At 31.8% G+C, this 11513-nt stretch carries 11 protein-coding genes; 2 read left to right on the plus strand and 9 right to left on the minus strand.

The genetic code is table 11. The features are described from left to right. Positions 1 to 253 precede the first annotated feature (253 nt). Positions 254 to 778: a Bsp6I family type II restriction endonuclease gene (locus tag A7Q26_RS19185; RefSeq protein WP_066863023.1), complete on the plus strand. Its 525-nt coding sequence runs from the start codon at positions 254 to 256 to the stop codon at positions 776 to 778. Positions 779 to 878: 100 nt separating this feature from the next. Next, positions 879 to 1826: a DNA cytosine methyltransferase gene (locus A7Q26_RS19190; protein ID WP_066863026.1), complete on the plus strand. Its 948-nt coding sequence runs from the start codon at positions 879 to 881 to the stop codon at positions 1824 to 1826. Positions 1827 to 2013: 187 nt separating this feature from the next. Here A7Q26_RS19190 and A7Q26_RS24875 read toward each other — a convergent pair whose 3' ends face one another. The 9 genes from A7Q26_RS24875 to A7Q26_RS25370 all read right to left on the minus strand — a co-directional run bounded on the left by A7Q26_RS24875 (position 2014) and on the right by A7Q26_RS25370 (position 11026). Next, positions 2014 to 2634 carry a MerR family transcriptional regulator gene (locus A7Q26_RS24875; RefSeq protein ID WP_232313874.1) on the minus strand — a complete coding sequence of 207 codons (621 nt, stop codon included), beginning with the start codon at positions 2632 to 2634 and terminating at the stop codon, positions 2014 to 2016. A gap of 116 nt (positions 2635 to 2750) precedes the next feature. Beyond that, complete coding sequence (locus tag A7Q26_RS24880; protein ID WP_198162989.1) at positions 2751 to 3905, minus strand: tyrosine-type recombinase/integrase; 1155 nt, start codon at positions 3903 to 3905, stop codon at positions 2751 to 2753. Positions 3906 to 4901: 996 nt separating this feature from the next. Then, positions 4902 to 6320, minus strand: coding sequence for a hypothetical protein (locus tag A7Q26_RS25355; RefSeq protein ID WP_157102622.1), 1419 nt, complete (start codon positions 6318 to 6320; stop codon positions 4902 to 4904). Between the two features lie 25 nt (positions 6321 to 6345). Then, positions 6346 to 6549: a hypothetical protein gene (locus A7Q26_RS25360; protein WP_157102623.1), complete on the minus strand. Its 204-nt coding sequence runs from the start codon at positions 6547 to 6549 to the stop codon at positions 6346 to 6348. Between the two features lie 272 nt (positions 6550 to 6821). Then, positions 6822 to 7004 carry a hypothetical protein gene (locus A7Q26_RS19195; protein WP_066863029.1) on the minus strand — a complete coding sequence of 61 codons (183 nt, stop codon included), beginning with the start codon at positions 7002 to 7004 and terminating at the stop codon, positions 6822 to 6824. Positions 7005 to 7281: 277 nt separating this feature from the next. After that, entirely contained in the window at positions 7282 to 8838 is a 1557-nt protein-coding gene (locus A7Q26_RS25365; RefSeq protein WP_157102624.1) for a hypothetical protein, read from the minus strand. Between the two features lie 259 nt (positions 8839 to 9097). Beyond that, on the minus strand, positions 9098 to 9604 hold the full coding sequence (locus tag A7Q26_RS19200) for a hypothetical protein (protein WP_157102625.1): 507 nt from the start codon (positions 9602 to 9604) through the stop codon (positions 9098 to 9100). A gap of 30 nt (positions 9605 to 9634) precedes the next feature. Beyond that, positions 9635 to 10195 (minus strand): recombinase family protein, encoded by a 561-nt coding sequence (locus A7Q26_RS24885; RefSeq protein WP_084439222.1) that lies wholly within the window; start codon positions 10193 to 10195, stop codon positions 9635 to 9637. A gap of 291 nt (positions 10196 to 10486) precedes the next feature. Further along, entirely contained in the window at positions 10487 to 11026 is a 540-nt protein-coding gene (locus A7Q26_RS25370) for a hypothetical protein (protein WP_198162990.1), read from the minus strand. Positions 11027 to 11513: the final 487 nt, after the last annotated feature.

An 11513-nucleotide genomic window follows, 5' to 3' on the forward strand; every position in this document is an offset into this window, starting at 1 on the left:
GTATTTTATATTCAAATTGAATGTAAAATACTCTTAAATTAAATCATTTTTTAAATTAAATTTTGTTGTAAAATAAAACAGAAACCTTATTAAATCAACAAAAAACGAGATTCACACAAAATGCATGATTCTCGTTTTTCTCCAAAATGCAAAAAAATGAAGATTTTCAGATGGAAATTGTTAGTTCTAGATGATTATATGTATAGATTAAGTTAAAATATTAATAGATACATAGTGAAGCACACATAAAAACATGGCATTACACGATTTTGTAAAAATAGATAAATCTAGATTTGAAGATGCTGTAAAAGCATATTTCCTTTGGAAAGAGTTAAATGCTCTTATCAAAAACAGTCACAATAGAGGAATCAATTTTCCTGAAACCATTTCAGAAACACTTTTATGTTCAGCGATGGGATTTGAACTAAACAGAGGTACTGGGGGCGATGCTCGTGATCCTCAAACGAATCGAATTATCGAAGCGAAAGCTACATCGAATTGGGATAAAGATACAACTTCTTTTTCTCCATCCGAGAGCTTCGATGCACTATATTTTTTAAGATTAAATCAACGAGATGATGAGCTTTATATTTATGACACTGGAATTAATTCAGATACTTTGAAACTTATCCAAGTCAATAAAACGCAAACACTTGGAGATCAACAGTTGCAAGGGCGTCGTCCACGCTTCAGTGTTATTAAATTTGTCATCGAAGAAAATGCAATTTTACCAGTTGCGAAAGTTGAATTACGAACCAAAAAAATTATTAAATTATAAAAAAAGCAAGGGAGGTAGTGTGCTTCCTTGCTTTTTTAATGCGGCGCGCCGCAATTTATGCTATAATTTGATAATCATGCAAAGGAATAGAGGATAAAAGATGTTACAAATAGCAAGTTTATTCGCAGGTGTAGGCGGAATTGATTTAGGATTTGAACAAACTGGATATTTTGAAACCGTTTGGGCAAATGAATATGATAAAAACGCAGCTATTACCTATCAATCAAATTTTAAAAACAAATTAATTATAGATGATATTCGAAATATCAAAGTAGAAGATGTTCCTGAGTTTGATGTGTTGCTATCAGGATTCCCTTGTACTTCTTTTAGCGTAGCTGGATATAGAAAAGGCTTTGAAGATGAAAAAAGTGGAGATTTATTTTTTGAAACTTTACGCTTGATTGTAGCTAAAAAACCACAAGTTATATTTTTAGAAAATGTTAAAAATCTTGTGGGCCATGACAATGGAAATACCTTTAAAGTCATTTGTGAAGCTTTAGAAAGCAACGGATACCATATCAAATATCAAGTATTGAATGCAAAGGATTTCGGCAATATCCCACAAAATAGAGAACGTATCTATATCGTTGGTTTTAGAAATATTGAATACTATAAAAACTTTGATTTCCCAATGCCACAAGCATTAAAACTAACAATAAAAGATATGATAAATCTTTCAGATAAACTAGATGATCGATTTTATTATACAGACGATAAGTGTTCTTTTTATTCGCTTTTAGAAGAACAAATGACTTCCGAAGAGACAATATATCAATGGCGTAGAAAATATGTGAGAGAAAATAAAAGTAATGTATGTCCTACATTAACCGCAAATATGGGGACGGGCGGGCATAACGTTCCACTTGTTAAAACAAAACATGGAATTAGAAAGTTAACTCCTAGAGAGTGTTTTAATTTCCAAGGTTATCCTGAAAATTTCAATTTACCTGAGTTAGCTCCTACACATCTTTATAAGCAAGCGGGAAATTCTGTTGTTGTTCCAGTAATAAAAAGAATAGCAGAAAACATTTATAAATCTATGTTATAAGTTGAAAATTTTCATTCCTTAATGCTCAACTATACTTCAAGTTGGCGCATTGGGCTGGATTGCCCATTTAGGCTAACATACAATGTCTCTCATTGATCAATACGATGGACCTGTATTGACAACGAGCATCTACATTGTATGTTTCTATACCAGCGAACCAGCACAATTGCGCCGATCATAGCCAAAATCAAGATTTAAAGAATCCTAAAAGTTTCTGAAATCCTGTTTTTGGCTTTTCTTCTATTGTTGTTGCTATTTCTTTTCGAGCTTCTTTTTCTTCTTGTATACTTCGTATATTAGATAATAATTGCCGATCTCTTTGTTCTGTTGCTTCACTCATTTTCTTCATGATGAATTCAGCTTGTTCAGTCATTTTCTGATTCATCATTTCTTCGAAATCTTTGTTTTGTTCTTCTAGTTTTTTATCAAATGCTTTTTGTTGTTTTTCTAGAGCTTCATTTACGATTTTTTGAACAGTGTCCGCACTAAGCGGACGCACCAATGGACGCTCTTCTTCACGGACACTACCTGTCCGTATCTCACCCTTAACACTTGCCATAACAGCAAGGACAGCGTCTTTCATCTTTATATTATTTTTTAAATTTTTTTGGAGCAATTTTAAATTTTGAATATCTTTATCTAAAAAAGCGCGTTGCCCTTTTTCATTTTTAACAAATAAATATCCTTCCTTTTCTAAAGCATTAGTCCAGTTTCTCAAAGTAGATGGATTTGTTTTTAATTTCTCCGCTGCTTCAGAAGCCCAGTAAGCTTTCTCTGTTGTATTTGTTTGTGTATTTTGATTGTCCATGGACACGTCCACCTCCTACAAAAACAATTCTACACTAAAAAAAGAATGCCCTTTAGGATTCTTTTAAAATACAAAAAAGGAATCCGTTAGGATTCCCTTAGTTTCGTCATGATTCCCTATGCTACTTTACTAACTCTAGCAGGTTTATCTGGTTTGATATAGTGCCTTGCAACCACGTCAATTCTACTGTGGCCCAACAGAAGTGAAATATATAGTCTTCTGTATTGTTCGTGAGAAAAATTATTTTTATATTTATTATTTTTATTGATTCGTTTCATTTCATTTTTTAATCTTTTCTTGATCTGTGATTTATTACTTCCTTGTGCAGACAAATGCTCTGCAATCAGTTTTTTGATTTCTGATTTACTCATATTACGAGTTGAATCATATACACCTTGTGCATATGCCTTTCTAAATGAATGCGTTGTGTATCTTGATTCTTTCGTATACAAACCAGCCGCAGTCGCGGCATTCTTTACTTGCTCTTGCACAATCGAATTAGCTTTCTTTGGAGACATTGTATCTCCTTTTTTATCACGAAATTCAAATACTGGTGTACTAGGGTTTTTACCTTTTATAACACCTTTTAAAAACTCTCTTGCTTCATCAGACATTTTCACTCTACGAGTGAAGTTGTTTTTATCTTTATGAAACGTTAAATAACCTTTTTCAAAATTTATATCCTCTACTTTCAATTTCATGGCTGCAGTTATTCTCGAACCTAATAATTGTTGGAAATGCACCACATTAGCGATATTTTCAGAGTTTCTGGTAATGTTAGTATCTTTGCCTGTTTCACAGGCAAATTTCAAATTATCATCCAAATGACTACGAACCAAATCACCTTGTGCCAACGTTGATTTCCGTGCAGATATTTCATTTTTGGACTTCGTTACGCCTTTTTCTAACAACATTTCCAATCGTTCATCCTTCAATCCTGTACGGATTGTGATAGGTTTTCCGTCTTTCTTGCCTAAGCATTTTGTTTCTTTCACTATTACCCTAGCTTTTTCAATCGCATGCACCGCTTTTTGAACAGAAGAACCTGCAATATCTCCACGATCATATCGATCTACCAGATGATCTATATATTTATCCACCATGTGTGCTCTCCAGTGGTTAGGATTCGCCTGTTTTGGTCCATACGTCTTTTCAAACCAATTCGCCATACGATTTACTGCTTCTTGATACGTCCTGTTCTTGTTCGTTACAAGACCTTTTTGACGACCCCTTTCGAAAATCTTTTCTATCTTCTTTTCGTACGTTTTCAATATCATCACCTCCCAAAAAAACTAACTAAAAAGATCTAAAAAGCAAGTTCAAAAGCTAAAAAACAAGGTCAAAACCAGTTTGAGGACGCACTTCAACAAGCACTTTTATTGTTTTTTAACTATCGGTTTCCTTCTTTTTTTGAAAAAGGAACCCGATAGTTAAAAAACAATGCGCCGCCATCATGATTAGTCGTAACCTCCACTCATTCGTCATACCGCACTAAAGAATCTCACAATTGATTCCATAGGAATCAATCTGCTCAGTGCAGTTACAGACACCCTTCCAAATCCGTTGGATTTGTCACAATGCACACAGAAGACCTTCATAATCTGTGCCCCAAACGTACCGCTACGTTTAGGCTGCCCAAGCATAATTTTACGAGCCCTTGGGGCTTCAGCGCCTTTCGGCATGTTCTCAATTTCGAGAACGACGAGATGAGAGTATTTCTTACTAATCACATGTTACAACAAGTGCTTTCTTGTGTTACTTTGTTACAATGAATCAATTTTTCTATTAAATTATCTCCTCCATTTCAATTTTTAATTTGTGTTGCTTATATTCATCCATGTTGCTAAAAACTAGTCCTTATTTCGTCAAATAAGTCCTTTCTTAAAGAGATTTAATGCAATTACCTTAAAAGATACAAAAACAGTTAAAATAAAGCGTAAGGCATCTTAAAATTTGTTTCACTAAACAATATGATGCAGATTATTAAAATAGAGCTCAAACATGATAAAATCCTCCTAATTTTGTATTTTTTCCTTATCTATATAATGAAATTGATTCAACAAGTTAACGTCGTTGGTATCAATGGAATAATAATTTCTTTTATTGTTTGTCCAAAAAATTAAAGTTACAGTGTGTCAATCGTATTCAGTCACGAGATACGCATTTTTCTATACAAGTCGTGGAAATAAAATAGAAAAAAGAAATAAATAATGTTGTACCTAAATTATACCGTCGTTTCAATTAGTCAAGTAAAAAAAGAGAAGTCTCTATGACTTCTCTATCTTCTTCAAATCCTCTTTCTTCATTGCCTTGATTTCTCCCCATTTTTCCATACCTTCATCTCTAGAATATCCTAATTCATCACGTCTTGTTTGTACCTTTGATAATTGTTCAGAAGTACTTAATTGAATGAGTATCTTTAATTCTTCTAAAGTAAACCAACCATCTACATATTCATCTTCTTTCTCCTCAGATGGCTCTTCTGCTCTCGCTGCATGTTGTTCTAAACGATCTAACGTCATTTTCTTTCGTTCACGTTCTAATAAATCAGAACCCATTTTATCCGTTCTCATTTCCCTTTTCTCCAACTGTGCTAAATTTGGATAGAGTTCTTTTAACTTTAAATCATACCCAATATAACCTTGCAAAATGAAAGAAGGGTTAAAATCCATTGACCGCGGTGTAACGAAATCTAATAATCTTCTAACATCTACATCTCTAAATTCATTCAGAATCGCCAGATCATCATCATCAAGCGAATTCAAATTGAATTCCTTGATATTATCCCATTGATATTTTTCTTCCTTTGCACAGATTGCTTCAACTAATCGATGGAGCGTTTCTTGGCATTTGGGAATATCCGTTTCTAATAAATCCTTACGGATTTTTTCTAATTGCAGAAATTCACGATTCGTAAGCTTTGAGTATATTAATTTTAGTTGTAAACCTACTTCTAATTCTTCTAAAAAACTAATATATTCCTCAAAATACTTTTCTATCTTTATGAAAGTATTCAATTTTGATCCTAAACCCCATACTTCTTTAAACTTACGAAAACGCTCTTGATACGATCTTGCACGGACTTTTAAACGTTGTTTCGTGTACTCTAACAACTCTTCACGTTTTATGTATTCTTGTATATGTTTCTTTGTTTTTTGTAAATAAGTAGCTTCATTTTTTAACTTCAATTTACGTCCATTAACAAGGTCCGATTCATTCACTTGTACAAATTCTTGTTTGACGAAATCATAATAAAAATAATCTTTTGTTTCGAAAATTTTATTCGCTTTATGATGACGATAATCATTGGTATTGCGAAAAATATGTTCTCCTGTAAAAGTTACTTCCAACATGCCGTAAGGCATTACAGTTACATCCGCAAGAACCGAAATAAAATAAGAATTCATTGGAAAGAAATCTGCTTGTTCCTTCGAAAATACCCCTTTACTATATAAAACATCTTCTTGTTCATTCACATAAGGGTACGTCACCACAAAGTTCTTAAAATCATACTTTATGTGCCTTTTTACTAAATCGAAATCCGCTCGATACATAGTAGATGCATCTAATACTTTTTGATCTACATCTAAATTAGGAATTTCCAAAAAGCTTTTCATTGCAATAGCAATAATTTCTTTTTCCGACATATCTTTCAATACTTCAATTGTTACATCTTTAAATTCCAATCCTCTCACCTCCTAAAAAATATATTTATTTCATATTTTCTTCTTTCTCTTCTTCTATCAAAATACTTCTAAATAGAAAAAAGAAAAAAACTAAACCAATCATTGTTGGCGGAGCAATAAACAAAAAAGCATCTACACTCACATTTGTAAGTAGTTCCATAAACCATTCCCCCAAGCTGCCAAAACACCAAAACGCCAAAAATACATATAAATCTTTAAGTTCTACCATATAGAACCGATCTTTGTGATAGAAACAAATTTTCCATCGTAATATACATAGTTAAAAAAATGAAAGGAGATGATACATCATGAAACAAATACTTATCAATGTTGTCGTTACTATTACTTGTACTTGTGCAGGTAATCTATTAAGTCATTTCATTATTTCTTGTATGTAAAAAGAACATAACAAAAAAAACACTACCGTCAATCAAAAAGATAGTAGGACTTGCAAAACTTCAGTTGCATGTCATAATGTCTTTTTGGTTGTAAGATAGTGTTTCATTCATACCCTAATTCTTTTTTTAATTTTCTCGTTTTCTCTTTTAGTACTTTTAGTTTTTCTTCAAATTCTTTTTGTTCTTTTAGTCTTTTTTCTCTTTTCATTTTTACCCCATCTTCAATGGTAAATGTTTTTGTTTCTTTTTTTTCATATTGTTTTTCATTTTCTGTTTCATCCGACATAAAAGTACCTCCCAATATATAAAAGGCTACCAACCATTATAATATATGTAACAAGAAAACAAATAACACAACAGTGTATAAGAACTGTTGTGTTAAATGATAAATATGAACTAGTGTAATACAGGACACCCACAATTACATTATATGTTTTTAAAAGAGTGAAAAGAGCTTAAGAGATAAAAGATATTAATTTTTTTATTTCTTTTAAGAAATTATATATTCTCCGAATATATACACCTTTTTTTACAATCTTAACTGACACATCAGTGAACACTTTTTATTTCGTGTCCACTAATGTTTCTAACAATTGATACAAACGAGTTCTTCCGATTCCAAGTGCTTTTGCTAAAGCTGTTTTTTTCATCTTTGGATTCTCTTCTAACAACTTTTTCAATTCTTCTAACTTGTCATTTACTTGTTCTTTTCTGTCTGCATTATATTCATCTTTTGTTCGAACACCATTGTTTCTTCGTTTTTGAGTAACATATTTTGTATTACGATTTTGGTGTTCTTTCTCGCCAATGATTGTTTCTAATTCTTTTTCTTCATCAGCAGTAATGTCTAATACTTCAATTAATCGTTCATTACTGTAATTGTATCCGTCTTTTTCATTCTTTAACCAATTGTTCCAGGCCGTTTCCGCACTGTTAGTGCGTCTGATTAAATCATGGTCCGAATAAGGAGCATTTACAGTTGCAAAACTATGATAAAAGTCCAACATTGCACAAATAGCTGATTTTTCATCACCATGACTACATAAATGCCAATAACGATATAAGAAACAAACATATTCACGATTTCCAGTAATACAACCACCACGCAACTCTAATACAAGTTTCTCTAAATCCATCATTCTTGCAATGTGTAATGAACGAATTTGTTGTGGTGAACCCCACTTGAACTTTCTCCATAAAGGATAATTACCAGGTGTAATTTTACCTGCTTTCTTATATTCCTTTTTCTTATGTGGTTTTGGTCGTTCCGTTGGTCCAATATATGTTTTATATAAATCATCAAAACTGTAAAAATCATCGGTGAATACATACATTTTTACACGTTCTTTTGTTCCTGAATGAATAGAATTGTTGGCTCTCAGATAACGAACCGCATCAGTGGCTGCTGGATCAGCACCAATTTCTTTTAATCCTGCAAGGATTAATGATTGCATTTTCTTCCATTCAAATTCACGGAAAAATGGAATCGGTGAATGTTTCCATAATGGTTGCCATCCTCTTGCTTTTAACAAAGCAGTTGGTCTTGGCATTTTCTTTTCTTCTACTAATTTATCAATCACTTTCATGATTTGTTCATATGTATAGCCACCGTCAATAACCTTATAGTCATCACAGTCGCTATACAAAAACTGCAATTCGCGTAACGTTGATACTTTTCTTGTTGTTGGGAATGAAAGGATATTTGGAACTAAATATTGATCTTCTTTTCCATTTGTTTTCTTTGCTATGTCACGACGTAATGTTTTGTAATCAAAACCAGCTTCTTGGAAGATGACAATATCTTCTTTTGTTTGATAATCGATTCCATCAAACTTCCATCCTTTATACAAGTAACGTGAACGGTTGTCCATCATATCTGGAATCCAACCAAAATAATATTCCACCTGGTCCTCGAAATCTCGTAAAATCTTTGGTTCATCGAACCAAACCATTTTTGATTCTTTTGTACCGTTGTATATTTGAATTGGGTTTTTACCAATTCGACTCTTTCTTACTAAATCTTGAATTGTATAGTCTCCTGCATCGACAAGACTGAATACACCCATATAAAAAACCTCCCCTTTTGCATAAAAATGCTTAAATGGAAGGTTAAAACTCACAATTTTATCCGTTTTCCTTTTTGTATTCTTTTGCAAAATAAATGAAATTTATTTTACATTTTTCTATAAAAAAGGAATCATAATTTGTTTGACAAATACACTTATAGAAAGTATTATTTGTAGTAACAAATCTATTAATTAATCTTTCATCTTTTGCGAGAGTGAGATTTAACCTATTTGAAAAAGTCAACGGGCCTAATCGTTGGCTTTTTCTCATTTATTCTGTTGTTCTAAATTTAAAGCAAAAATCGATAAAAATCTAGTAAAATATTCTTTTTTCTTCATCTTCCTCTTCATCATAATCCACATACATGACCATTTCCTTCATTTTCCCTGCATGTTCATCGTAGAATTTCTCCATGATGGTATAACCATCCAAACGAGGTTTTTCCTTTAAATACTTATATAGAAGTTCATATTTCTTAGAAGATTCCAGTACATCTTCTCTATGGATTAGGTATTCCATGAACTTACGTTCCTCTTCTATCGTTGGAAACGTATTACTGTACTGATAAAAACCATACATTTGACCTTCCACATTCGTAAGTCCAATCGCTACGCGATCTATGAAGAATAATTCTGCATTTTCTTCCAAAAGACTTTTGTCCAAAACCTCTGTAAATATAATCGTAAAGTGTTCCAAAGCAGGATTATGTATTTCTTTTGCTTCAACAGTATAGTGATCTACTTCAACTGCATTTTCTTGAATTAAAAGCTCAATTTTCCCATATTTTATTTGTGTAAATTGCATATTATTTATTTCCATTCCAAACACCCCCTTTGCTTACTTATTGAATTAATTTCTCGTAATTCCTCTTCTCTTCAATTCTCGATAAAGCGAAGCTTTACTCACTCCTGTAATATCTTCTATCTCGGCAACAATTCTATGATTCTGATACATCTTAATTGCTTCTTCCATACCTGATTTTTTCCATGATCTTGGTCTTCCCAAATGCTTTCCCTGTGCCTTTGCAACGTCAATACCGCGTTTTTGTTTTTCTTTTAGGTTGCTACGTTCTAATTCCGAAAAAGCTGCCATGACAGTTAAGAAGAACTTTCCTGTATTTGATCTTGTATCTATATTCAAATCCAAAATCACTAAATGAATATCTTTTTTCTCTAATTCTTCTACTAACTCTAGCAATTGTCGTGTATTTCTTCCCATGCGATCCATGCGTGTTGCAACAAGTGTGTCACCTTGCTGCAACGTAGCAATCAATCGATTCAACTCTTTTTCTTCTGCAATTCCTGTAATTGTTTCTTCTATTATCTTGTCACAACCAAATTTCTCTAATTGACTAATTTGAGAAATAATTTGCTGGTCCGAACTCGAAATCCGCGCATAACCGTATATCATTTTTATCCTCCTATTTGAAACGTACCTTTGAGACGCTACAACCCCTTATTGCTGCGTTTCGCCCTTAGAGTCCCAAGGACTTTGCTAAAGGTAAACCTTTGAGACACATATGTATAAAAAAATTACATATCTAATTGTTTGTATGTTTGATAGACTATCACCTCTTCAAACACCCAGACCAAAAGACTGTTTGTATTGAACATCTTAAAACCTTACCTGCAATGTACCTCAGATGATTTTTGGAAACAAGGGTTGATGAAAATTTTTTTTGAAACCGTGGAAAGATTGAGACTACTCAACCTTTCCAGTTTCCTTTTCATCTTTTCTTGGACGACCTTTTGGTGCAGGTTTCTTCAACTGTGCTTCTAATTCAGCGATTCTCGCTTCTAATTCAGTAATCTTTTGATCTTTTTCTTCTTTTAATACTTTCATTTGTTCTTCGATTTCCATCTTCTTTTCTGTTTCACGGTCAAATAAGTTTTTGTAATCTTCTCGTGTCAGTTTCTTTTCCGAAATGAAACGATTAATTTCCTTTATATGAATCTTGATTCCTTTCTTATTGCTTTGTTTTACAAATTTAAGTTGTGGATTCTCACAATTGATAAGGTTGTACAACTTACGATAATTCCATGATTTGTCGTTCAATTCTTCACCAATCTTCACTGCTGCGTCTTCAATAGAATACAAACCTTGTTCTTTCTCATATTTTTTTAAAATTGATTCTGGACTCTCTTCAAGGTCTAAAATCTGCATGATTTTCTCACTGGAAAATTTTCCCTTTTTTAAATCTTCGATTTTACTCACGATTGACTGAATATTTTCAATTTTCATAATTTATTTTTCCCCCTAATTTTTAAAATAAACTCGACTTATTTTCTACCTTAATTATAGCGCGCAAATCATTTTGTTTCAAGTTTTCTGACAAATAATTTTCATTTATTTTACACTGTTTTATAAAATAAACTTACATATATTTATTTTGTTATTTAAAATAAATATCCTTTGTTTTATTTTTTATTTTTCTTATTTTTTACTTTGTTTTATTTTAAAATAAAAATAAAACATTATCATAAACATTGATTTATCAATGTTTATTCACCTTTTCTTCATTTGTTTACACGATAATAACAAAACATTTATATTTTTATTTTACATAAAAATATAAAATAAATATTTTCTTTTTAACCTCATCATTTAAATTAAATAAAAAACAAATTAATCCTTTTTTATTTTAAATATTTTTGTAAAACAAATCTATTTTAAATTAAAATAGATTTGTTTTTATTTTAGTTTTAAATTAAAAATATTTGTTTCATTT

The sequence above is a fragment of the Sphingobium sp. TCM1 genome, assembly GCF_001650725.1.
In the GTDB taxonomy this organism is placed as follows: Bacteria; Pseudomonadota; Alphaproteobacteria; order Sphingomonadales; family Sphingomonadaceae; genus Sphingobium.